Origin of the sequence: Microbulbifer sp. ARAS458-1 (genome assembly GCF_045348205.1) — a bacterium.
In the GTDB taxonomy this organism is placed as follows: Bacteria; Pseudomonadota; Gammaproteobacteria; order Pseudomonadales; family Cellvibrionaceae; genus Microbulbifer.
This window is the reverse complement of the sequence record NZ_CP155838.1, coordinates 2420877-2443817: the sequence shown is the minus strand read 5'-3', so window position 1 is coordinate 2443817 and position 22941 is coordinate 2420877. Positions and strand designations below refer to the sequence as shown.

The window sequence follows — 22941 nt, the reverse complement described above, 5'->3', positions numbered from 1 at the left end:
GGATGAATTATTCGCCAGGGCATCGAGCCCTGGCAGGTACATCCCTGGCAAGCCCAAAAAGCGGTTTAGAACAAACGCGGTAGTGATAATGACCACTTTCAAGACCTTGGTCGCCGAGCGACTGACCCAATCCATCAAAACGGGCGCCGCAGTGGCGGCGACTTGCCTGGCTGCCAGCCTCGCACTGGGTGTGAACGGTGCGCAGGCAGCAGGCTATGCGGGGACCCAATTTGAAATCGAGATGGTGGTATTCAGCCGCACCCAGGGCATGAACGCCTCCCGGGAAACCTGGCCAACCAACCCTACGCTTAGCTATGACAGCAAGTGGGTCGATTTCAATACACCTTCCTCCGCTGACCCCATGGTGCCGGCCCTGCAGCCTGCCGCCAACCAGCTGAATAACAAAGCGGCGGCCCTGCGCCGAGACCCGGCTTACCAGGTGCTGTTTCACAAGACCTGGCGCCAGGTGCTGCAAACCGAGCGCAATGCGCCGTCGGTTCTGATCGATGGCGGGGAAGTCAATGGCGATCACCACCAGTTGGCAGGCAGCGTCAAACTCAGCGTTTCCCGGTATCTGCACCTGAGTACGGATCTGTGGTTGAGCGAATGGGCAGATCAATCAGAAAATAGCGGCCAGTGGAGTCCTGCAGCGCAGAGGAGCTTCCCATCGGGTGATGAAAGCGCTCCAGCTGGTATCGCGGTACCCACGCGCCCACGTGCGTCTGTCGCGCGACAGGTACACATGCCGGGCGACGAACCCATGGGGCTGACATCAGCGGCCGACCAGGGCACCGTAGCGAACAGCAACAGCCGCACAGATAGTGGCGGCTTCAGCACCAGCGTGGACCGCGCCGTATTCCAAGGCGAGGATGGCGAAATCGATGCCATGAGCGCCACAACCCACCCGCTGGAAAAAATCGCAAAGCGTGTAGCGGTATTGCAGGAAGAACGCCGACTGCGCAGTGGCGAGCTGCATTACATCGACCACCCCAAACTCGGGGTATTGATTGAAGTACGCACGGTGACACCATCCGCTGAAGACGATATCGAGCCGGCCGGTCTCACCGATTAATGGCACGCCGCGCTGTTCGCGCGGCACCAGCGCACAAAAAAGCCCACGGAATAGCAGTATCAGTCTGCTACCCTGTGGGCTTTTTATTTTGGGCCGGTGTCAGCGGCGCAGCATCGGTGCGCCACCAGAAGCCAACCTGAACGAGGTTGCGATTTACTCGCAGGGAACCACGTCTTCTGCCAGCAGGCCCTTGTCACCCTGCTGCATTTCAAACTCTACCGCCTGCCCTTCATTCAGGGTCTTGTAGCCGTCGCCGCGGATGCTGCGGTAGTGAACAAAAATATCTTCCGAACCTTCCGAGCTGGTGATAAAGCCATAACCCCGGGCATTGTTAAACCACTTCACGGTACCCGTAACGCGATCACTCATTAAGCCAACCTCATTTATTGTTATTGCGTTCGCCCCGGTTGCGGGCGACTCGCCTACCCCAATTGCGGTGACCGTACCCGATATAAAACTCCAATATCGCAAGGCCGGCCACTGTCTCGAAGCACCTGCTCGACATCGCGAGCAGGTCGTTACCGATTCTTAGATAAAACTGCGCCAGTGTCTAGGTTTGCACGTGAAATTAATGTTACTTCCCATGCACAATGCGCAACATATCACCAATTTGGTAACGAAAGTGCCACACTTTTTGACATTTCATGCTCTTTCGCCCCAAATCCCGATTCAGACCAGACGCACAATCCTGTCTTTCCTTGCGCAACCATGGTTTTGCGCAAGTCAGGCACCGACGGGGCTCGACGGTTCCGCACGCCGATCGCTCAAGGCCAGCTCGGGAATGTCGGCAATATGCAGAGTCGATGTCGGGAAGGCACAGGAAGCGCCCTGATCCTCGACAATCTTCAGAATCTTCAGCAATACATCCTGCTTGATTTCGTGATAGCGCACCCAGTCGGTGGTCTTGGTAAATGTGTAAATAAAGAAATCCAGGGACGAAGGCGCAAACGAATTGAAGTTTACGATCAAGGTCTGATTGGTATCAATCTCAGGATGATTCTCGAGCATGGTGCGCACCTCTTTAACGATGGGCGCCATTTTCTGTGCGTCGTCATAACGAATACCAATCGTTTCGTAAATTCGACGATTCAGCATTCGGGATGGGTTTTCTACCGATATCTGGGTAAACACCCCATTGGGTATGTAGAGCGGACGCTTGTCGAAAGTGCGAATACGTGTGAGGCGCCAGCCGATATCTTCCACTGTGCCCTCGATTTCCTTTTCTGGTGAGCGCACCCAGTCTCCCACTTTGAATGGTCGATCCAGATAGATCATCAAACCACCGAAGAAATTCGCCAGCAAATCTTTCGCCGCAAAGCCGATCGCGAGGCCGCCGATGCCCCCCATCGCCAGAATACCGCTGAGGTTGTAGCCCAGCCGCTCCATGACAACCATTGCCGCGGTAATCAGAATAGAAGCGCGAACCAACTTGCCAATCGCACGTACGGTGGTGGTATCGATGGGTTTGCGTGTATAGCGTGGGTCCGCCATGTTCTGCTCGACTTCTTTTGCAAATCGCAGCGCAAACCAGGTAACCACCACGACAAACCCGATGGCCCGCGGCTTACCTTCGAGCCAGAGCAGGAGCTCGGCGCCGGTGGCATCACCGGCACGGGCGGCGGCGAACGTGAGCCCCAACAACCAGACCAGAATCGACGCGGGCGGATTGATCGAATTGACCAACGCATCATCCCACGGGTTGACAGTGCGCTCGGCGCGCTCCCGCAGCCGGTTGACAAAAATTCCAAGAATCCACGATGCGGTTGCCGTAATTAATACGATGACGAATACTTCGGCAATCCAGAAGCGGTCATCCCCCACCAGGGAGCGCAAAAACGCTATAACTGACTCCACAAACAACTCCATTGGCTACTGACTTTATTGCTGTGCTCACTAACACGCGCTGTGTTTTTATCAAAGATTGAGCGGTATTTACATCCAGGAGGCCAGCCACTGACGGGTTTCCTGCCAGCGCGGACTAGCCTCCAACGCCTCCCAGGATTGAATTTTCGCACGGCCACGCATGCGCTCCAGTCGCTGACTGGATGCAGGATCTGGCGTAAAACCCTCCAGCGCTTCCAATACCTCTTTTGCACCGGCGCGATTGTTACACACAACGCCCATGTCACACCCCGCAGCCATAGCCGCGTGAATTCGCTCCCGGTAGCCGCCGGCGGCGCCAGCCCCCTCCATGGTCAGATCGTCGCTGAAAATCACACCATCAAACTTGAGACGTTTGCGCAGGATCTCCTGTAACCAGAAGCGCGAAAAGCCCACCGGATTTTCATCCACCCGGGCAAAGCGAATATGTGCGGGCATTACCGCCTCCAGCTCGCCGGCAGCAATACACTCGCTAAAAGGCGTGCAATCGGTAGCCATAACCTCTTCCAGGGAGCGCTGATCCACCGGCAGTTCTTCATGGCTATCTTCCAGCACCTGCCCATGCCCAGGGAAGTGCTTGCCGGTAGTCGCCATGCCGGCGTCGTGCATCCCCGCCATAAAGGGGCGGGCTTTCTCCGCCAGCTGCAGTGGGTCCTGCGCAAAACTGCGGTCGCCAACAATGCGACAGAAGTCATCGTCCGCATCCAGTACCGGTGCAAAACTGAAATCGATGCCAACCGCCAGTAACTCCGCGGCCAGCAGCCAGCCCACATCTTGCAACTGCTGCTTGTCGGCGCGCGCGCTCAGCGCCTGCATAGACGGGATACGGGTAAACGAATCGCGGAAGCGCTGCACTCGCCCACCCTCCTGATCCACCGCCAACAGGATTTCAGGGCGCACAGCGCGAATTTCTTCAATCAGCGCCTCCAGCTGCGGACGGCTTTCAAAATTGCGCGCGAAAAAAATCAATCCACCGACATGGGGGTGCTGCAACAACGCGCGGTCTTCGTCGGTGAGGGAGTGCCCCTCCACATCAATCATTACCGGGCCAATCGGCTTAGACATCGGCATGAACTCCAAGATGAATTAACGGTTGTCGCCGGTACTGCCCCCCGGCGCACTAGCCCCCGGAACCTGTCCCGACCCCACTCCTGGCATTGGCGCGGTCAGCATGGCCACTGCGGCCGGCGCCAGGCGCGCCAGGGTTTCTTCCAAGCTACTCTCGGCGCCAAAATCTTCCCGAAGGATAGCTTCAATGGCGTCAAAGCTCGAAAGAGAAAACACTGTGGCGCCGAGCATAAAGTAAAGACGCCAATAAAAGGTCACTGGATCGACATGGGGCAGGGCCGCCGCCAGCTGCCCCGCGAAACGCCGGTAGCTGTCACCGTAGCGAGAGACGATAAATCGCCGCAGATGGCCCTGAGATTGGGTGTAAGCCAGCCCGAGCAAGCGCATAAAGCGCTTGGGATCGCGCCCCTGACTGGCAAGACCGGCCAAAGCAACGCGGTAGAGGCTCTGCAGGAGGTCATCCAGCTGTAAAGGTTCGCTGGCCGCGCCCCGCCGGGTCAGCTCGCGATTCAGAATTTCCGTAAAAGGTGTAAGAAAGCGCTCGAAAACCGCCTGAATCAACTCTTTTTTAGAACCAAAATGGTAATTCACCGCCGCCAGGTTCACCCCGGCAGTACTCGTGATGGTACGCAGCGAGGTCTCCGTGAAGCCTCGCTCTGCGAACAGAACTTCCGCGGCGTCCAGAATACGATGGACCGTGTCTGTCTGACTCATGCCGATTTCACACCAATTCAAACCAACAATTAAAACGCTCGTTTTACCCGGAGACTAGCATATACCGCCAGCGATGAAACCTGCGCTATTGCGTTGCCCCTCGCAGAAAGCCCCAGTACAGAGTGCGCCGCCAAAGTACCAAGCCCGCAACCGGCACATTAGAACGGGTATATCGGCTCTGAAAGCGCCGGGAAGGAACCGAAGGCGGACACATCACAACAGTAATAGAGGAGGAGCATGCCATGGCACGAATCGCTCCGGAAATTGGCAATTGGTTTGAAAATTTCGACACAGGCGACCTCTTCGAAGTGGTTGCCGTAGACCACCCCGCGCGCACCATAGAAATCCAGTATGTCGACGGGAGCCTGGATGAAATCGATTTCCAGAACTGGCCTGGGATGCCGGTCATCGGCGCAGCCGCGCCGGAAGATCCAAACGCCGGGTACGGCACCGTTGCGGATGAAATGCAGGACGAGGAAGACGCCGGCTACCGCAGTCCGATTTTCTCCCCTGCACAGAGTGCAATCGATCGCCTGGAGGGTGAATCCTTTCCCGGTACCGACGAGGGGTTCTGACCGACTCCGGCCATAACTGGCAACCACAGTACGGCACTTGTGCAAAGCACCGTGTGCTCCGTCGGCACAGATTCCAAATCTTCGGATAATCGGCACTTGATTGCGCGCCCCTGAAATCTGTATATAATCACAGCAACTGTATAAAAATACAGACAACAGGAAGGCGCTCATGACAAACCTCACCGCACGCCAGGCTCAGGTACTGGAATTGATCAAATCCTATCTGGATGACACCGGCTACCCGCCCACCCGAGCCGAAATTGCCCAGGAGCTGGGCTTCCGCTCTCCCAATGCGGCGGAGGAGCACCTCAAAGCGCTGGCGCGTAAAGGCGCAATCGAAATGGTCGCCGGCGCATCCCGCGGTATCCGTATTCCCGATTACAACAGCGGCCTGCCTATCGTTGGCCGCGTGGCCGCCGGCAACCCGATTCTGGCGGAAGAAAATATCGAAGAGTATTGCGAGATTCCCGCCGAGTTTTTCCACCCACCGGCGGATTACCTGCTGCGGGTACATGGTATGAGCATGAAAGATGCCGGTATTCTTGACGGGGATTTACTGGCGGTACAGCGCACCGACAATATCCGCAACGGGCAGATTGTGGTCGCGCGCATCGAGGACGAAGTGACGGTAAAACGCTTCAAGCGACGCGGCAATCAGGCGACGGTGCAACTGCTGCCGGAGAACCAGGACTTTGATGTGATTGAAGTTGATATGCGGGATCGCAGCTTTGCCATTGAGGGTCTGGCGGTGGGTGTGATTCGACAGAATCCTATCTGATGTTGGCGGTGTAAGCGGCGAGCCCTCAGGTTTTCTGGATCCCGGCATTCGCCGGGTGGACAAATCGCCAAACATTCCGTGTCTCGTATTTCGAATATAAAAAAACAGGGCTTTAGCCCTGTTTTTTATGTCTGCGAATTAACCACAGAATGATCAGTGAATGGTGTGCTCGGTCAGATCCACGTCTTCTTCCTCGAACGGCTCCGGCTCCATCTCATTGATGTCCTGTACCGCTTCGATACCAGCCTCAAGCATGGCGCGGGCTACCGCCACCTTGTGTTCCCGCAGAAAGTGCTGGCTCTCGTCCGAGAAATGAATACGTACCAGCGGTTCCCCTTTGTGACCAGCGCGTCGCAGCGCCACATCACCATTGGACAACTCAATGATTTCGTAAGTCTCGGTAGACATTCACTTCTCCAGTAACCGCGTGATTTGGAGCAGTGTAACACAGCGGCGCCTGATTAATCAGCGGGCCGCAGGTGATAGGTTTCGCGACAGACGCTCACCACTCCTGACTGTGTGCCCGCTGGCGCTGAATCAACTCGGACAGGCTCCGGTGCCACTGTTGGACCCGCTCCCGGGTCAGAGCCTGCTCTGGTGCGACCTCAGCAGAATCCAGCTGACGCACGGGAATCATCGATTGAACGCCCACCGACGTGGTGGATTGTGCATGACCCGAGGACCCGGAGGCGCTCAACACCCATAACTTGTGCCAGGCGGCAAAGAGGCCTGCAAACCAGCTGTCCGGGTTTTCAGCGAGATTGACCAGTTCACTGGCCTCGCCGCTGAATTTGCCCCGCTGGGCCACCAGGTTTGCCAGCGCTTGAGCCGTTTGCGGCTCGGCACCTGCGGCGAACCCCAGCTGCATCTGATACCCCTGCTCCGCCAGAAACCCCCGGTATCCCCGCCACAATTGCAGAACCGCGGCCTCCAGCAGGGAAGCTTCCAGGAGAGGCGTATCGTCCACTTCGGCACTGGACTGCAGCAGCAGCTGTGCCTTGCGTAACGCCGACGCCACGGTACCGGTGTAGGGATTACTCAAACTGCATTACCCCCTAGTCTTTCTCCCAGATTTTCTGGATCCCGGCATGCGCCGGGATGACGGATAGCGGCCTCCCGGCCAATCACTTGGCCGGGGATTTTTTGGCTACTGCCTTTTTCTTCGCCGGCGCTTTTTTGGCTGCAGCTTTCTTGGCCGGTGCCTTTTTAGCGGCGGCCTTTTTCTTGGCCGGAGCTTTTTTCGCCGGGGCATCTACCTGCCACTTACCATCGCGATAGAACGCCTTCCAGCCCGTTGCCTTGCCCTCTTCTTCACTCTGGACGTACTGCTCCTGCGTCTTGCGGCTGAAGCGCACAACGGTGTCACGACCTTCGTTGTCTTCGGTAGGCGCCGAGAACAGGAAGCTGTACTTCGGATCGATCTCATCCTTATGTGGCAACAGCTCCTTGACCAGCGGAGCGCGGGTCTCGCGATTTTTCGGGAACTGGCTGGCGGCCAGGAACAAGCCGGATGCGCCGTCGCGGAGTATATAGGTATCCTCAACTTTCTCGCAGGCCAGTTCCGGCATGGGTACCGGATCCATTTTCGGCGGTGCTGGCTGACCACTCTTCAGGAGTTTGCGGGTGTTCTTGCAACTCTCGTTAGTACACCCGAAGTACTTGCCGAAGCGGCCGGACTTCAGCTGCATGTCCGACCCGCACTTGTCGCACTCGATCACCGGGCCGTCATAACCCTTGATCTTGAAGGTGCCCTTCTCCACTTCAAATCCACTGCAATCCGGGTTATTACCGCAGATATGCAGCTTGCGATGCTCGTCCACCAGGTAGTTATCCATGGCGGTGCCGCACTTGGGACAGCGGCGCTTATCCCGCAGCTGGCGGGTTTCCGCATCTTCGTCTTTCTCCGCATCAACCGCTTCTTCACCGGACACCAGGTTCATGGTGTTGGTACAGCGCTCTTTGGGCGGCAGCGCATAACCGGAACAGCCGAGGAAAACGCCGGTGGAGCCAGTGCGAATCTGCATGTGGCGACCGCATTTACTGCACTCGATATCCGTGTCCGTTGGCGAGTTGCGACGCATGCCGCCCTCTTTATCCTGAGCTTTCTCGAGCCGCTTGCTGAAGTCGGAATAGAATTCATTCAGCAGGTCTTTCCAGCCTTTCTTACCCTCCGCCACCGTATCCAGTGACTCTTCCAGGCTGGCGGTAAAACCGTAATCCATCAGATCAGTAAAGCTTTCACTCAATCGATCTGTGACGATATCGCCCATTTTCTCCGCGTAAAAACGACGGTTCTCCAGACGCACGTAGCCGCGGTCCTGGATGGTGGAAATAATGGATGCGTAGGTGGACGGACGGCCGATACCACGTTTTTCAAGCTCTTTTACCAGTGCCGCCTCACTGAAACGCGCCGGCGGCTTGGTGAAATGCTGTTTCGGATCCAGCTTTTTCAGATTCAGCTTTTCACCGACCTTGATGTCCGGCAGCACCAGATCTTCGTCTTTCTTGCTCTGCGCGGGCGCGACCTTCAGGAAACCGTCGAACCGGATGACGCGGCCACGGGTGCGCAGCTCAAAATCACCGGCAGTAACCACCACAGAGGTGGAGGTAAATTGTGCGGGAGTCATCTGACAGGCCACAAACTGCTGCCAGATCAGGGTATACAGGCGCTCAGCATCACGCTCCATGCCCGACAGCATGTTCGGCTTGACCCGCACATCAGATGGCCGGATCGCTTCGTGCGCCTCCTGAGCCCCTTCTTTGCTGCTGTAGCGGTTGGGGTTTTCTGGCAGGTACTTCTCGCCGTAATTCTCGCCGATAAATTCGCGCACGGAAGCCACGGCTTCGGCACTCAGGTTTGTGGAGTCGGTACGCATATAGGTGATGTAACCCGCCTCATAGAGTCGCTGGGCCATCATCATGGTTTTCTTCACGCTGAAACTGAGGCGATTACTCGCGGCCTGCTGCAGCGTGGAAGTAATAAAAGGTGCACTGGGCTTTGAGCTGGTGGGTTTGTCGTCCCGTGCACTTACGGTGAAATCGCTGGACTGCAGCGCCTTCAGCGCTGCCATGGCCTGTTCTTGGTTGGTGGGCTTGAACGCTTCACCAGCCTGTTTTTTCACTTCCAGGCGCAGGGCGTCTGATTTGGCGGTTTGCGTATCCGCAAACAGAGTCCAGTACTCCTCGGGGATAAACGCGCGGATTTCACGCTCGCGCTCCACCACCAGTTTTACCGCTACGGACTGCACGCGACCGGCAGAAAGACCACGGGCGACTTTTTCCCACAGCAACGGAGAAACCATGTAGCCCACGATACGGTCCAGGAACCGGCGCGCCTGCTGCGCATTGACTCGGTCGATATCCAGAGGGCCCGGATCTTCGAATGCTTCCTGGATCGCGGACTTGGTGATTTCGTTAAACACCACGCGTCGGTAGCGCTGCTCATCACCACCAATGGCTTCCCGCAAGTGCCAGGCGATGGCCTCTCCCTCGCGGTCCAAGTCCGTTGCGAGATAGACGTGGTCGGCATTGGCGGCCAGCTTACGCAGCTCGTCCACCACCTTTTCTTTTCCAGGAAGAATTTCGTAGTGGGCTTCCCAGTTGTGGTCCGGGTCGATACCCATGCGCTTGATCAGCTGCTCACGGCTTTTCTTGCGCTTGTAGATCTCTTTCGCTTCCGGCGATAGCTTGCGGGTTTCCGCTGCCCGGCGCGCGCGCTCTTTGGGATCCACGGCCTGTTTCGCCGATGCACCGGTAGGAAGATCCCGGATATGACCGATACTGGACTTCACCACAAAGTCCTTTCCGAGATACTTGTTGATCGTTTTTGCCTTCGCCGGCGACTCGACGATGACCAGTGATTTACCCATAAGCTTTTGATTTTTAATAGAAAATTTACTGCTCACGCACCCGGCACCAGAATCCGATTGGGCGGTGCGCTGCGCGAATATATATGCTCCGCCCCCAGTGTGGTCAAGCAAATCGGCAAAATCAGAGTCAAATTGGTTACCAATTCCTGACTCATATTGACGCCTGTGACCGACGATTGCGGGGATGGTTCAACCGGTTAAAACAGTAGCCCAGATCTGCCTGGCGGCCAGTTTCACCTCTCGCAGGGGTCTGTTCAAACCTCACCCGACTCGCTGCGTGTGGGCTGTCTTATTGCTTCTTCTATTACCGGCCGCTGGACGGCCAGCGCTTGCTGAATTTTTGCGAATCCGACGTCACCGGTGCGCTCCCGCCATTGCACACCGAGGCCGCTGTCATTGGCAAATATCGCGGTGACATCGCTCGGCAGCATCGAAATCAACTCCCTCAGCGGTGGCTGCGCCGCTTCCGGGGCGGCGCGCCCCTTGCGCCAGTCCCATGTCCCCTCGAAATGCATTTCGTGAGACATACGCTGCATTTCCAGCACCCACCCGGTGTTCAGCCGACGCGGGTTACGCCACTGGGAAAAGTAGGTCGCCGCAGTGCCCTCTCCTATCGCGGCGGGCAGGGTCTGCATTTGCACTTTCAAACCGGCACTGGCAGCCTTGTGACGTAATTCAGCAAGCTTACGATCGCGACTGCTGGGCTTCAGCCACATAACCGGGCCAATCACCAGCACTACGGCGAATATGATGACTACGATGGGTACCCAGCTGGCCATGATGGTATTCCTGTCTAGAGGTCGCAATTTGCGCAGTAAAGCGTCTCCCAAAAGCAGAGACACCCAATTGAGGCGCGCATTTTTCTCTGCAACGGGGCGGTTGTGTCAAGTCTGTTTTTTTAAAGTAGACTGAGTGAAGGCATCGGCGCCCGGATTTTGTTACCCGTTTGCCGCACATTCACGCATGAGATATGTGAACTACCAACGGAGATTGAGAGGAGCCCATGTCAGGCTATAAGAACATTCTGGTAGGACTGGACCTATCGGTGGAATCTTCCCAGGTATTGGCGCGCGCGAGCGATATTGCCGCCTGTTCCGGCGCGCAAATGAGCCTTGCGCACATTATCGAGCCACTGACTTTCGCTTACGGCGGCGACATTCCTATGGACCTGTCTGAAGTGCAGGAACAGCTGCAAAACCAGGCAAAAGAACAGTTGCGCAAGGCCTCGCAGGGCCTGAATATTCCCGCGGAGCGTCAGTACGTGGTGCTCGGGCAACCGGCCACGGAAATTCACCGCCTGGCGGAGGAAAGCGGCTGCGATCTGATTGTGATTGGCAGCCATGGGCGCCACGGCCTGGCGTTGCTGCTGGGATCTACCGCAAACGGTGTATTGCACGGAGCTGGCTGCGACGTCCTGGCAGTACGGGTTCACCCACCGAGTGACTAATCGAGCGGACAGGCTCCAGGGCGGGTACTGACGTACCCGCCCTGGAAAGGTGAACCATCAAAGGGTTACATGCTATCCAGCTCTGCCCACCGTTCAAACGCTTCTTCCAGCGCTGCCTGCAAATCCGTCAGTACCTGTAAGCGCGCCTGCACCACACCACTGTCTTGCTGATAAAAATCCGGCGCACCGACTTCCGCCTCCATCGCGGCGATCTCACTTTCCAGCTTTTCAATCTGTGCTGGCAACGCATCCAGCTCCCGCTGCAGTTTGTAGCTGAGCTTTTTCGGTTTTGCTGCCGGCTTATTTGCGTCGATGGAGGGGGCGACCACTGGCGTCTTTTCATTTTCCGCAGCCTGTTTGCGCGCCTTCAACTGCTCTTCAGCACTGAGAAACTTGCCGCCCTGCCGAACAAAGTCTTCATAGCCGCCGACATACTCCCGCACCACGCCATTGCCCTCGAATGCGAGGCAACTTTCCACCACATTGTCGAGAAATGCACGGTCGTGGCTCACCAACAGTACGGTCCCGGAGAAATCCAGCAGCAACTGTTCCAATAACTCCAGCGTCTCCACGTCCAGGTCATTGGTCGGCTCGTCCAGCACAAGAATATTGGCCGGCTGGCTGAACAGCTTGGCAAGCAGTGCTCGGTTGCGCTCTCCACCACTCAGGGCGCCCACCTTGGTACGGGCCTTGACGCCGGTAAACAGGAAGTCGGCAAGGTACCCCATGACATGCTTGCTGCTGCCACCGACCTGGATGTTTTCACGGCCCTCAGCGATATTGTCCACCACGCTGAGATCGGGGTTGAGCACATCGCGACGCTGATCAAAATACGCCACCTGTTGCTTGGTGCCGAGGCGGATACTGCCCTGTTGAGGCTTGAGATCCCCGAGCAACAGCTTGATCAACGTACTTTTGCCGACACCATTGGGGCCGATCAGACCCACTTTGTCGCCGCGCATCAGGGTGAAATTCAGATTGCGGATTAGCGGTGCCTCGTCGCCCTGCTCCCCAGCATTCTCGCCTCCAAAACCGAAGGTGACGTTTTTCATCTCCGCCACCAGCTTGCCCGACTTTTCGCCAGAATCCAGAGACATTTTCGCTACGCCCTGCCGATCACGGCGAGCCTTGCGCTCATTGCGCAGGGCCTTCAGTGCACGTACACGTCCCTCATTGCGGGTGCGGCGGGCCTTGATACCCTGCCGGATCCAGGCCTCTTCCTGGGCCAGCTTTTTGTCGAACAGGGCGTCATTGCGCGCCTCTTCCTCCAGCTGTTTCTCTTTTTCCTGCTGATAGCGGTCAAACGGGCAGTTGAACACCCGCAAAATACCGCGATCCAGATCCCACACGGTATTGGCGAGCCGCTGGGCCAGAGCGCGGTCATGGCTGACAAACAGCAGCGCCCCGCGGTAGCTGGACAGGAAATCTTCCAACCACTCTACGGCGGCGATATCCAGATGGTTGGTCGGCTCATCGAGAATCAGCAGATCCGGCTCCGTCACCAGTGCCCGCGCGAGCGCGGCACGGCGCTGCCAGCCTCCGGAAAGATCCTGCACCAGCGCACCCTCATCCAGATCCAGCCGGTCCAGCACGCTGTCTATTTTTGCCAGCAGTTCCCAGCCGTGCGCATTTTCGATCTTTGCCTGCAGATCGGGGTTCTGACTGTCGCGATATTCGGCGAGCCAGGCGCCAACATCGCCCAGGCCCTCGGCAACGTAACGGTAAACGGACTGATCGCAATCCTCCGGCAGCGCCTGCTCCAGTGTGGCGAGTACCATCCCGGTCTGGCGAATGATCTCGCCCTCATCCGGGTCGCCCTTGCCGCCGATCAGGCTAAGCAGGCTCGATTTACCCTCGCCATTGCGGCCCACCAGACAAATCCGGTCACCGCGATCCACCTTGGCGCTCACACCATCCGCCAGAACCTGCACGCCATAGCGCAATCCGACGCCATCCAACTGAAGCAACATAATTAACCACTACAATGTCTTTGAGACGTTCAAACAAATCGGAAACGGGAAAGTCAGGATGACCGCTCCACCCAGTTTGTGTCAGCGTCCGTGTAAAAAGGGCATTTTACGCATTATTCTTCATCCCATCGAATAAGCGATTTCTCAATCGGGTTTTCAGTATGTCGATTGGCAGCAAGGGATTCGCCACTCTCTTTACCAGCCTCACCATCACGGTTGCCGTTCTACTGGCCTGCCCGGCCTCTGCGCGGGCAGCAGATACCGCGGAAGCCAAGGCCGCCGTCGCACAGCGGGAAAAGCTGCAACAGGCACGCCTTGCCATTGCCAACAATGACCAGCGCCGCTTGAACGCGCTCAAGAAAGAGCTGAAAGACTATCCTCTGCTGCCCTATATCGAATACTGGGAGCTCAGCAAACGCCTTCCTCGCCTGCCGTATGACGATATCGATGCGTTCCTGGAGAAGTATGAGGGCACCGCGCTCGGTGACTGGATGCGGATACGAGTACTCCGCGAACTGGGCGGCCGCGACCGCTTCAAGGCGTACCTGAAATACTATGACCCGGAAAAAGTTCGCCGCACCCAGCTGCGCTGCTATTACGTCGACGCGCTGTCCCGCTATGGCGACAAGCAGCAGGCGTACGACCTGATCGCGGAGCTTTGGACCGTGGGCGCATCACAGCCAAAAGAGTGTGACCCGGCTTTCGCGCGATGGATGAAAGACGGCGGACTCACGCCAGCCCGCACCTGGAAGCGCCATACCCTCGCGGTGCAGTCGGGCAACCTGGACCTGGCTGCCTATATCGCCCGTCAGCTGGATAAAACCGGTGCCGCCCGGGCAGAACTGATGCGAACGGTGTACCGTAAACCCGAACAGATCCTCGAATACAAAAAGTTTATCCGTGACGAACCGGAGTACCGCGACATCGTCAACATTGGCCTTCGGCGACTGGCCGTCAAGGACGCCCCCAAAGCCAGCCAGGCGTGGGACCGATACAGCGCAAGCTACCTGTTCAGCGACGAAGAGCGCGACGATTACCTGCAGTATCTCGCCTTGCGCTTCGCCCGTCAGGACGACAAAAAAGGGCTGGAAGCGCTGATCGAAAACAATCCGGGCTTTTACGACCTGCGCACCTCCGAATGGCTGATCCGCCAGTCACTCCGAGAAATGGACTGGGCACAGATTGAATTCTGGATTGACCAGCTACCGGCGGAGGATCAGAAGCTGGACCGCTGGTTGTACTGGAAAGCCCGCGCCATTGAAGAGCAGCTGGCGAACGCCAATAAGAAAGACCCGGCGCGCCAGGCGCTGGCGAAGAAGCTTTACCAGCAGGCCGCGACGGAACGCAGTTACTATGGCTTTCTCGCCTCCGATACCATTGGAACCGACTACAGCTTTGTGGATCGCCCGGCGCCGATCACGCCTAAACTGGTGAATGAAGTAGCAGCGCGCCCCGGCATGCAGCGCGCCCGTGAATTGCAGGCCATCGGTGAGTTTTACCATGCGCGGCGGGAGTGGGACTATGCCACGGATCCGATGACCACCGAAGAGTTGATGACCGCAGGCAAGATTGCCAGCACCTGGGGCTGGTACCACAAGTCCATCCAGTCAATTCTCGCCGCGGATTATCTGGACGATCTTGAACTGCGTTTTCCGCTGGCGTTTTCCGACATCGTCAGTGATGTAGCCAAACGTATGGGCAAAAAAACCGCACTCAACGACTATCTGGTACTCGCCGTTGCCCGCCAGGAAAGCCATTTCAGTCACGATGCAAAGTCTCACGCCGGCGCCATGGGCCTGATGCAACTACTGCCGTCCACCGCACAGGCGACCGCGCGCAAGGCTGGCGTTCCCTACCGACGTAGCTGGGACCTGCTGAATCCCAGCACCAATATCAACCTGGGTGCTTACTATCTGAACTCGCTACTGAACCGCTTTGACAACAATCGCTTCCTTGCCGCCGCCGCCTACAACGCCGGCCCGACGCGAGTATCGCGCTGGCTGAAAGACACCAATAAACAGCTGCCGTTTGACGTATGGATCGAGACCATTCCCTACAGTGAAACCCGCAAGTATGTGCAGAACGTGCTCTCTTACTCGGTAATTTATGCCTACCGCAGTGGCAGCAAAGCTCCCCTGCTCAACAAGAATGAGGCGGAATCCAAGTGGTGAAGCAGTGCCGCAATCGGGCACCGATGCAGAAAATTAGCCGAGAAGCGTTCGGGGAGGATAGATCACTCGCGCCTTTCGGCCAGCCAGACATCCAGCTCTTCAGCGGTAAACGGCCAGCATAGAACATCGTCGGTCGCGCCTAGTCCAACCACCGGAATGCTCCAGCCAAAAAGCCGACTCAAGGTCTCGTCATCGGCGATATCCACCGGGCGGAGCCGCAACTGATATTTTTCCAGCAGCGGCCAGATTTCCACCTTGGCTTTTTCACACAGGCTGCAGCCCAGTGTGGTGTAGAGAAGCAGATCCCGTTGTTCCACGGACTACACCAACCCCTGACCCTTTGCCCACATAAAACCGGCGATACCGGCACAGGACAACAACACACCCAGCCAGATCCACCCGCTGATGCCTCCGGCGGTAGCCGATTGCGAACCGCCGGCGTGCCCCGGAGAAACCCCGCCGCTGCCGGTAATTTCCCTCACCAGCCCCCGATGCTCCCCCTGCCGCCCACGCTGCATTGCCTGATCCAGCGTCGCGCTCTGACGCGTCGCTTCCGGCATGGCAACAGCCTGGCGCACCGTGGTCTTGTCCAGATCGTCCGCCGGACCCACAACACTGAAGCTGAGACTGTCAAATCGCAGTTCATCACCGCGGCGCACCCGCGACTCGGTTATGCGCTGGTTATTCAGAAAGGTGCCATTGGCGGACCCGAGGTCCACCACGAATAACAGGCCTTCGCGTACCTCGAGGCGCGCATGTCGGCGGGACAGATGGGACATGGCAAAGGTGAGGTCACATTCGTCGGAGCGCCCGACCACACTGGTTTCCCGCACAGGGAATACCCGCCCCACAATGGCGGGATGGTTGGCACGCAGCGCCCAGGAAACATTGGCCGCGTTGCCGGCGCTCTTCACGCGGGTAACCTTCGGATCTACCACGGCGAGATTGCTGTTGCCGAGCTGGATCCGGTCATTCCGGCACACCGCACAACTGCTCTCCACCGGTTTACCATTGACGGTCACCTGCCCGCCACCAGAGAGATTGCGCAATTCCAGCTCTTCGCCGTCCACCAGAATCTCAGCGTGCAGCTTGGCGACAGACGGGTCAGCCAGTGTCAGGTCACACTGACTTCCCCGCCCAATGGTGACCTTGGGCGCTACCAGCCACACACTCTGGCTGGCGTCTTTCACGTCACACAATTTCAACATGGTTTGGGCTTCCTTGAAGACGCCAAAAAGCGTACAATTTTTAACCAATCACATTGATCGACACGGGGGCTCAGCTCTGAGCAGAGACTGCAAGACCGGTGACTCCGAGTGTCGATGCACCAAATTACCGCCAGCCTGGGGCCTGTGGCGGTCATTTTTCAAATTCAGCGTGTCTGAAAATATCGCCGGCAGTTTATCACGGCCAATTTCATTGGCCTGTGATTCCGTTTGCAGCTTACAATGCCCTCAGGCTCTAGTATGGAAGCGCGATTTACCTCAAGGAACCCCACCCCACGGATTTCAGGGGCGGAAAGAGGCAAACCACAAGTTTGGCGCTTTCGACAATAACGACAGGTAACAGGTAGTTGCATACCAGTGAGTGAAGCCAACCTACGGGAACACCCCAGTGGTGTGAGCCAACCCGCCGTCCGCGCAACCACGCGCAGTGCCGGCGCGACCCACACCGGATATCGCCGTGAACAGAACGAGGACGCGTTCTGGGGTGACGAGACCCGCGGAGTCTGGGTGGTGGCCGATGGCCTCGGCGGCCATCAGGCTGGGGAAATTGCCAGCCAGACCGTTGTCGAAGAGATTCAACGATCCTCAGCTACTGATCGCCATTACGAGCAGGCCCTGCGTCGCGCACACGCCTTACTCGCCGGCGACGAGGGAAGCGCTACCGCCATGGGCACTACCGCCGTTGTGGTTGCGGAAGATGGAGCCTATTTCCATATCTACTGGGTAGGCGACAGCCGAGCCTACCTGTGGACCCCTCCAGAGAGTCATGGCGAGGGACCAACCGCCTCTGATAATACCCGCTCACCCCACGGTTCACTGAAGCAGCTCACCGTGGACCACTCCTATGTACAGATGCTTGTTGATTCCGGCGCGATCAATCAGGAAGAAGCGGCGAATCATCCCAATCGACACGTCATTACACGCTGTATCGGCGGCTCTGCAAACCCGAGCCTCGAGATCGACCGCGCCTCTTTTTCCTGGGGCAGCGGGCAAAAACTTTTGTTGTGCAGCGATGGATTAAGCAACGACGTGAGCGCCGCGGAAATCTGCCAGGTACTCACCGAAAACCCCAATAACCAGCGCGCCAGTGAATTACTCATTGCTGCGGCACTGGATGCCGGTGGTCGCGACAATATCACCGTGCAGGTCATCAGCGCTCCCAACAACGATGCTGAAGGTGAAGCCGGCGAAAATGCGCACAGCTCTGACAAAAATGGTCAGCCGACATTCGAAAACCGGAACTTCCGCACATCCCAGCAGCCACCTGTGTCCGATAAATTTCGTTTTGCACGGGGCACACTGATCCGCAGAATCACTACACTTGCGATAATTTTTTCGCTAAGTGTTTACGCGGCCTGGCAGCTGCTGATCGGATAATAAGGAATGGGTGCGAATGGAAGTAGTCAGCAGCGGCATCGCCTCGCTGGAAATTCCCGGCTACCAGATCCTGAAGAAAATCAATCAGGGGGGCATGTCCACTGTTTATCTGGCGACCCAGCGCAGCATGGGACGCCAGGTGGCCCTCAAGGTCATGTCGCCGGTTTTGAATGCCGATCCGATTTTCAGTGAGCGCTTTCAGCGCGAGGCCAATATCGTTGGCCAGCTCTCCCACCCCAACATTGTCGCCATCCACGATATCGGCCGCTACCGCAGCCTGAACTACATCGCGATGGATTACCTGCCCGGTGGGTCCGTGGCCGACGCACTGACCAAGGGCGCCATCGAACCCCTGGAAGCCCTGCACATTACCCGGCAGATCGCCATGGCCCTGGATCACGCCAGTAAAAAAGGCTATGTGCACCGTGACCTGAAACCGGAAAATATCCTGTTCCGCGAGGACGGCTCCGCGGTACTCACGGATTTTGGCGTTGCACGGGCGGTGGCCCGCACCACGCGAATGACCAACACCGGTATGGTTGTGGGCACGCCGCACTATATGAGCCCCGAACAGGCCCGTGGTGCCGCGGTTGATGGACGCGCAGACCTCTACAGCCTGGGTGTGGTATTTTATGAAATGCTGACCAGCGCGGTGCCCTACCAGGCAGAAGAAGCGGTCGCCATTGCCATCAAGCACCTGACCGATCCTATTCCGCGCTTGCCGGCACGCCACTCCCTGTACCAGGGGTTGATCGACCGTTTTCTTGCCAAAGACCCGGAGCAGCGGTTCCAGCGAGGCCTGGATGTGGTTGATACCATCGACCAGCTGCTGGCCGCGCTCGATGGCAAAACTCCGGCGCCGAACACCAAGCTGAACAACACTTCGGTGCGTGTCTCCAGCCTGCTGCGCGCTCTGATAATGACACTCTACGGCACCTTGACCGACCGCCTGTCAGCGACCTGGGCCCGGCTGCGCGACAAGCCGTTGCACCAGCAGAATCCACGCGCTGAGCAGCAGACCATCATGCGCATTCAACAGGTCATGCAACAGGCCACACCGGAGAAAAAGCGCTCCTGGCTATTCGCGGGCATGCTCGGAGTGAGCTTTTGCCTGGCCTGGATTCTGTTCAGTCTGTTCAGCAACAAGTTTCAGTGGCAAACAGAGTCCGGGCTGGTGAATAACGCGATGGACATGACATCGCAGGTACTGCTGCCAGCCAACATCACCAAATCCGTCGAGCCGGCGCCATCGGTGAATAGCCTGCCGGGCCCAATCCAGCCTCAACCCCTGCCAGGTACCGGATCAGCAGCCGATCAGATTCGTCCTGTGCTTCGCGATACCGCAGCTACCGGACTGGATGGAGGCAATTCTGACTCAGACCACGCCACAGCAGAAAGCCTCGACGGAAACTCGGGATCACACGTTATCGCCGATGCAGATACCAGTGCGGGTGATGGAATACATACCGAGATCACACCACCGGCCGCTGAAGTACAGGAAGAGGTCATTGCCACCTATGCGCTGATGGTTTCCGCCAACCCTGCGGATGCGCGTATCCGGATCATGAATATCGTCCCCCGATATTCTCCAGGTATCGCCCTGGAGCCAGGTCGCTATGATGTGGAGGTAAGCAAGCCCGGGTACGTTACTGTGCGGCGTTGGGTCGAGATCAGCAGCGCCGATGTCAATCTTGCCGTGCAGCTCGAGCGCAAGTTTTTCCCGGGCAAATCCTTTCAGTCGCCGCTGAAGGATGGCGGAAACGGGCCGGAAATGGTGGTGGTGTCACCGGGCTCCTTTACCATGGGCAACAATGCCCGCCCGTTCACCAGCCCGGAACACAAAATTACCATTCGCCGCCCCTACGCAATCGGCGTGCATGAAGTCACGTTTAACGACTATGACCGATTCGCAAAAGCCACGGGGCAGGGCCTCCCCGGAGACCAGGGGTGGGGCCGCGGTACACGCCCGGTCATCAACGTCAGCTGGCAGGAAGCGCAGGAATACGCGCAATGGCTGAGCGAACAGACGGGGCAGAAATACCGCTTGGCCAGTGAAGCCGAGTGGGAATATGCCGCCCGCGCGAACAGCGATGCCCTGTACTGGTGGGGCGACAGCAGCGCACGGGGTAAAGCCAACTGTCGCCGTGGATGTGCCAGTGAATTCAATTCACTGTTTTCAATATCCAGCGCGCCCGTTGGTCACTACAAGGCAAATAAATTTGGACTTTACGATACCGCAGGTAACGCTGGTGAATGGGTGCAAGACTGTTTCCTCGGTGATTTCACCAATCACCGCAGTGATGCGCGCCCGGTTCAGCTGAAAAACTGCGACCTGCGGGTAGTACGTGGCGGCTCAATGCGTGAACCTCTGCGTAACATCAGTTCCGATTACCGCACCGGCCTCAATGAACAGGCCCGCTCCAAAGAAGTCGGTTTCCGCCTGGTGATGGAGCTGTAAGCTTTACCACACAAATGAGATCGCGCAGCTCAACGCGCGCGAATTTCCCACACGTTGTGGATCTTCGGATTGCGTTGAAAATCCTTGTCCAGCAATCTGGCTGACAGGTTTTCCACCGCAAACGCACTCTGGATATTCTCATCCATCTTGAAGCTGCGCAGATTGTTGGAAAACAGCAACACACCACCGCTATTCAGTAACGCCATACACTGGCGAATCAGGTCTGGGTGGTCCCTCTGGATATCCAGGATGCCCTGCATTTTTGCGGAATTCGAGAAGGTTGGCGGGTCGAGGAAAACCACATCGTAATGCCCGCGCCGATTGTCCTGGGCGGCCTTCAGCCACTGAAGGCAATCGGCCTCAACCAGTTGATGGCGATACGAGTCCAAGCCATTTTCACGGAAATTTCGCTGCCCCCAGGCCTGATAGGTCTTAGATAAATCCACACTGGTACTTTCACTGCAACCACCCAGAGCTGCCTGTACCGTGGCGGTTGCGGTGTAACAGAACAGGTTCAATAGCCGCTTGCCGCTGGACAGCCTGCTCAGGTATTGACGCACCGGGCGATGGTCCAGAAACAAGCCAGTATCCAGATAATCCCACAGATTGATTTCCAGTCTCGCGCCGTACTCTTCCACCCAGAAAGTGCGTGCACCTTCCGGGTTCTGATCATCGCGTTTACGACCACCACGCCTGTGGTTTGTTTGCTTCTGGTACTGACTGCCACTGTCTTTATGGCTATGGCGGCGGCGCTCTTTGATAGAGATATTTTCCGGGGCCAAATCCAGCACCTGACGGGTCGCGCGCACCAGATCCATCAGACGAGCACGCGCTTTCTGTTCCGGTATATTTGCCGGTGCGCGATATTCCTGAACGTGCGCAAAGTGCTCCCCTTGCAGAGACTGATAAACGTCTATCGCTGCCGAATACTCGGGCAGATCCGCATCGTAAAGGCGATAACAAGAAATTCCGTTGCGGTGCGCCCACTTACCCGTCGTACGGAGGTTTTTCTGCAGGCGGTTGGCCACCATCTGCGCCTCTTCGGACAAGCGTGGCGCGCGGCCTTCCGCCCCACGCCCAGTCTGCGCATGTACGTCAAACAGGAGCAACTGACTGGGGATGCTGCCATTAAACAGCTTGTACTGTTTGTGGGAACGAAGACCGGTGGAATGACACAGTTCCGGGTTTCCGGTAAAAATTGCCGCTTTCCAGCCGCCAAACTCCCGCTTCAGTTGCTGCCCCAGTTCGGCATAGGTTTCCCGCAGGGCCTCCTGCTCACCAAGACGTTCACCGTAAGGGGGGTTAACAATCACAAGTCCGGGGGTCACTTCCCGGTGACTGGGCACCTTGAATGCGGCGACCGGCCGGCAGCTGACTCGCACATGTTTGTCCAGACCTGCCCGCGCAATATTGGATTCAGCCGCAAAAAGAACCTTGGCATCGGCATCGTAACCGCGGATTTCCGGCAGGGCTCTTGCCAGGCCCTCCGCGCGCCGTTGCAACGCCTCTTCGCGCAGGGACAACCAGATATCACTCTGGTGATTGAGCCAGCGTTCGAAACCGAACACCTCGCGCAGCAGACCCGGCGCTACATCGGCGGCCATCAGGGCCGCTTCCACCAGAAAAGTGCCGGAACCGCACATGGGGTCCAGAAGGGCCCCGCCCTCCTCGGCAATTTTGGGCCAACCGGCACGCAATAGAAGAGCCGCGGCGAGGTTTTCCTTGAGTGGAGCGGCACCAATATGTGTGCGGTAGCCACGACGGTGAAGGCTGTCGCCGCTGAGGTCGATGGCAATTTCCAGCAGATCACGGTGTAACCGCAACATGACGGAGAGGTCCGGTTCGCGCTTGTCTACATCCGGGCGTGCACCAGTAACCTTGCGCAAGCGGTCAACGATCGCATCCTTGGCTTTCTGCCCACCAAACTGACTGTTGCGAATTTGCCCATTGGTCCCCGAAAACTGGACCCATAACACGCCATTCGGGCTGATGTGCTCTTCCCAGGGCACATCGGCCACCGCGCGATACAAGGCTTCCGCGTCCTCAATCCGCGACTGCCCCAGGTTCAACAGTATCCGATTGGCAATACGGCTCCACAGATTGACTCGGTAGCCCATGGCAAGATCGCCCACAAACCGCACTGCCGCCGGCTGTTCTTTCTCAACGGTCGCACCCAGCTGCCGCAGCTCCTCTGCAAGGACATTTTCCAGGCCTTTCGGGCAAGTGGCGGTAAATTGGTACTTCTCAGTCAAGGGATAAACCTCACAGGGCCGCAGAGTCACAGTCGATTTCCCTGCGGTGATAATCAATGCCATTCTGGCAGAATTGGCGTGGC

The 22941-nt window shown here is 57.5% G+C and carries 19 protein-coding genes; 7 read left to right on the top strand and 12 right to left on the bottom strand.

Translation table 11 applies throughout. From position 1 onward, the window contains the following. The first annotated feature begins 88 nt into the window (after positions 1 to 88). Entirely contained in the window at positions 89 to 1072 is a 984-nt protein-coding gene (locus AAFH99_RS10045; RefSeq protein ID WP_406827661.1) for a CsiV family protein, read from the top strand. A 153-nt stretch (positions 1073 to 1225) separates the two neighbouring features. Here the strand turns inward: AAFH99_RS10045 and AAFH99_RS10040 are convergent, their stop codons facing one another. From AAFH99_RS10040 to AAFH99_RS10025, 4 genes are all read right to left on the bottom strand, one after another. After that, entirely contained in the window at positions 1226 to 1441 is a 216-nt protein-coding gene (locus tag AAFH99_RS10040) for a cold-shock protein (RefSeq protein WP_043316491.1), read from the bottom strand. Positions 1442 to 1795: 354 nt separating this feature from the next. Continuing rightward, positions 1796 to 2938 (bottom strand): mechanosensitive ion channel family protein, encoded by a 1143-nt coding sequence (locus tag AAFH99_RS10035; protein WP_051686918.1) that lies wholly within the window; start codon positions 2936 to 2938, stop codon positions 1796 to 1798. Positions 2939 to 3004: 66 nt separating this feature from the next. Further along, entirely contained in the window at positions 3005 to 4018 is a 1014-nt protein-coding gene (nagZ, locus tag AAFH99_RS10030; protein ID WP_406827660.1) for a beta-N-acetylhexosaminidase, read from the bottom strand. Between the two features lie 21 nt (positions 4019 to 4039). Continuing rightward, a complete protein-coding gene (locus AAFH99_RS10025; RefSeq protein ID WP_406827659.1) occupies positions 4040 to 4735 on the bottom strand; it encodes a TetR/AcrR family transcriptional regulator in 696 nt (231 codons plus the stop codon). A 242-nt stretch (positions 4736 to 4977) separates the two neighbouring features. Between AAFH99_RS10025 and AAFH99_RS10020 the strand changes: the two genes are divergently transcribed. Both AAFH99_RS10020 and lexA read left to right on the top strand, forming a co-directional pair. Continuing rightward, the gene (locus AAFH99_RS10020; protein ID WP_051686919.1) at positions 4978 to 5310 is read left to right on the top strand and encodes a DUF6763 family protein; all 333 of its coding nucleotides are present in this window, start codon (positions 4978 to 4980) and stop codon (positions 5308 to 5310) included. Positions 5311 to 5479: 169 nt separating this feature from the next. Further along, positions 5480 to 6088 carry a transcriptional repressor LexA gene (gene lexA / locus AAFH99_RS10015; RefSeq protein ID WP_406827658.1) on the top strand — a complete coding sequence of 203 codons (609 nt, stop codon included), beginning with the start codon at positions 5480 to 5482 and terminating at the stop codon, positions 6086 to 6088. Positions 6089 to 6241: 153 nt separating this feature from the next. Here lexA and AAFH99_RS10010 read toward each other — a convergent pair whose 3' ends face one another. From AAFH99_RS10010 to AAFH99_RS09995, 4 genes are all read right to left on the bottom strand, one after another. After that, on the bottom strand, positions 6242 to 6496 hold the full coding sequence (locus AAFH99_RS10010; RefSeq protein WP_043316497.1) for a hypothetical protein: 255 nt from the start codon (positions 6494 to 6496) through the stop codon (positions 6242 to 6244). Between the two features lie 94 nt (positions 6497 to 6590). Then, entirely contained in the window at positions 6591 to 7130 is a 540-nt protein-coding gene (locus AAFH99_RS10005; protein WP_406827657.1) for a DUF6586 family protein, read from the bottom strand. Between the two features lie 82 nt (positions 7131 to 7212). Next, the gene (gene topA / locus AAFH99_RS10000; protein WP_043318076.1) at positions 7213 to 9957 is read right to left on the bottom strand and encodes a type I DNA topoisomerase; all 2745 of its coding nucleotides are present in this window, start codon (positions 9955 to 9957) and stop codon (positions 7213 to 7215) included. Between the two features lie 254 nt (positions 9958 to 10211). Further along, positions 10212 to 10736 (bottom strand): hypothetical protein, encoded by a 525-nt coding sequence (locus tag AAFH99_RS09995; RefSeq protein WP_043316501.1) that lies wholly within the window; start codon positions 10734 to 10736, stop codon positions 10212 to 10214. A gap of 224 nt (positions 10737 to 10960) precedes the next feature. Here AAFH99_RS09995 and AAFH99_RS09990 point away from each other — a divergent pair, with 224 nt between their 5' ends. Further along, a complete protein-coding gene (locus AAFH99_RS09990) occupies positions 10961 to 11404 on the top strand; it encodes a universal stress protein (RefSeq protein ID WP_043316503.1) in 444 nt (147 codons plus the stop codon). Between the two features lie 65 nt (positions 11405 to 11469). On the opposite strand, the gene abc-f is transcribed toward AAFH99_RS09990, so the two are convergent. Beyond that, complete coding sequence (abc-f, locus tag AAFH99_RS09985; RefSeq protein ID WP_406827656.1) at positions 11470 to 13374, bottom strand: ribosomal protection-like ABC-F family protein; 1905 nt, start codon at positions 13372 to 13374, stop codon at positions 11470 to 11472. Positions 13375 to 13535: 161 nt separating this feature from the next. Between abc-f and AAFH99_RS09980 the strand changes: the two genes are divergently transcribed. Further along, on the top strand, positions 13536 to 15545 hold the full coding sequence (locus AAFH99_RS09980; RefSeq protein ID WP_043316507.1) for a transglycosylase SLT domain-containing protein: 2010 nt from the start codon (positions 13536 to 13538) through the stop codon (positions 15543 to 15545). A gap of 62 nt (positions 15546 to 15607) precedes the next feature. On the opposite strand, the gene AAFH99_RS09975 is transcribed toward AAFH99_RS09980, so the two are convergent. Then, complete coding sequence (locus AAFH99_RS09975) at positions 15608 to 15862, bottom strand: glutaredoxin family protein (RefSeq protein ID WP_043316510.1); 255 nt, start codon at positions 15860 to 15862, stop codon at positions 15608 to 15610. 3 nt (positions 15863 to 15865) lie between these two features. Continuing rightward, on the bottom strand, positions 15866 to 16753 hold the full coding sequence (locus AAFH99_RS09970) for an FHA domain-containing protein (RefSeq protein WP_043316511.1): 888 nt from the start codon (positions 16751 to 16753) through the stop codon (positions 15866 to 15868). Positions 16754 to 17128: 375 nt separating this feature from the next. Between AAFH99_RS09970 and AAFH99_RS09965 the strand changes: the two genes are divergently transcribed. Together AAFH99_RS09965 and AAFH99_RS09960 are read left to right on the top strand one after the other, a co-directional pair. After that, complete coding sequence (locus AAFH99_RS09965) at positions 17129 to 18148, top strand: PP2C family protein-serine/threonine phosphatase (RefSeq protein ID WP_406827655.1); 1020 nt, start codon at positions 17129 to 17131, stop codon at positions 18146 to 18148. Between the two features lie 16 nt (positions 18149 to 18164). Beyond that, positions 18165 to 20606: a bifunctional serine/threonine-protein kinase/formylglycine-generating enzyme family protein gene (locus tag AAFH99_RS09960; protein ID WP_406827654.1), complete on the top strand. Its 2442-nt coding sequence runs from the start codon at positions 18165 to 18167 to the stop codon at positions 20604 to 20606. A gap of 29 nt (positions 20607 to 20635) precedes the next feature. On the opposite strand, the gene rlmKL is transcribed toward AAFH99_RS09960, so the two are convergent. Then, a complete protein-coding gene (gene rlmKL / locus AAFH99_RS09955; RefSeq protein ID WP_406827653.1) occupies positions 20636 to 22858 on the bottom strand; it encodes a bifunctional 23S rRNA (guanine(2069)-N(7))-methyltransferase RlmK/23S rRNA (guanine(2445)-N(2))-methyltransferase RlmL in 2223 nt (740 codons plus the stop codon). Positions 22859 to 22941 lie beyond the last annotated feature (83 nt).

What these genes read in the sequence shown, in the direction of transcription:
- AAFH99_RS10045 (WP_406827661.1), top strand. Translation starts at nt 89, where the DNA reads ATGACCACTTTCAAGACCTTGGTCGCCGAGCGACTGACCCAATCCATC.
- AAFH99_RS10040 (WP_043316491.1), bottom strand. Translation starts at nt 1,441, where the DNA reads ATGAGTGATCGCGTTACGGGTACCGTGAAGTGGTTTAACAATGCCCGG.
- AAFH99_RS10035 (WP_051686918.1), bottom strand. Translation starts at nt 2,938, where the DNA reads ATGGAGTTGTTTGTGGAGTCAGTTATAGCGTTTTTGCGCTCCCTGGTG.
- nagZ (WP_406827660.1), bottom strand. Translation starts at nt 4,018, where the DNA reads ATGTCTAAGCCGATTGGCCCGGTAATGATTGATGTGGAGGGGCACTCC.
- AAFH99_RS10025 (WP_406827659.1), bottom strand. Translation starts at nt 4,735, where the DNA reads ATGAGTCAGACAGACACGGTCCATCGTATTCTGGACGCCGCGGAAGTT.
- AAFH99_RS10020 (WP_051686919.1), top strand. Translation starts at nt 4,978, where the DNA reads ATGGCACGAATCGCTCCGGAAATTGGCAATTGGTTTGAAAATTTCGAC.
- lexA (WP_406827658.1), top strand. Translation starts at nt 5,480, where the DNA reads ATGACAAACCTCACCGCACGCCAGGCTCAGGTACTGGAATTGATCAAA.
- AAFH99_RS10010 (WP_043316497.1), bottom strand. Translation starts at nt 6,496, where the DNA reads ATGTCTACCGAGACTTACGAAATCATTGAGTTGTCCAATGGTGATGTG.
- topA (WP_043318076.1), bottom strand. Translation starts at nt 9,957, where the DNA reads ATGGGTAAATCACTGGTCATCGTCGAGTCGCCGGCGAAGGCAAAAACG.
- AAFH99_RS09995 (WP_043316501.1), bottom strand. Translation starts at nt 10,736, where the DNA reads ATGGCCAGCTGGGTACCCATCGTAGTCATCATATTCGCCGTAGTGCTG.
- AAFH99_RS09990 (WP_043316503.1), top strand. Translation starts at nt 10,961, where the DNA reads ATGTCAGGCTATAAGAACATTCTGGTAGGACTGGACCTATCGGTGGAA.
- abc-f (WP_406827656.1), bottom strand. Translation starts at nt 13,374, where the DNA reads ATGTTGCTTCAGTTGGATGGCGTCGGATTGCGCTATGGCGTGCAGGTT.
- AAFH99_RS09980 (WP_043316507.1), top strand. Translation starts at nt 13,536, where the DNA reads ATGTCGATTGGCAGCAAGGGATTCGCCACTCTCTTTACCAGCCTCACC.
- AAFH99_RS09970 (WP_043316511.1), bottom strand. Translation starts at nt 16,753, where the DNA reads ATGTTGAAATTGTGTGACGTGAAAGACGCCAGCCAGAGTGTGTGGCTG.
- AAFH99_RS09960 (WP_406827654.1), top strand. Translation starts at nt 18,165, where the DNA reads ATGGAAGTAGTCAGCAGCGGCATCGCCTCGCTGGAAATTCCCGGCTAC.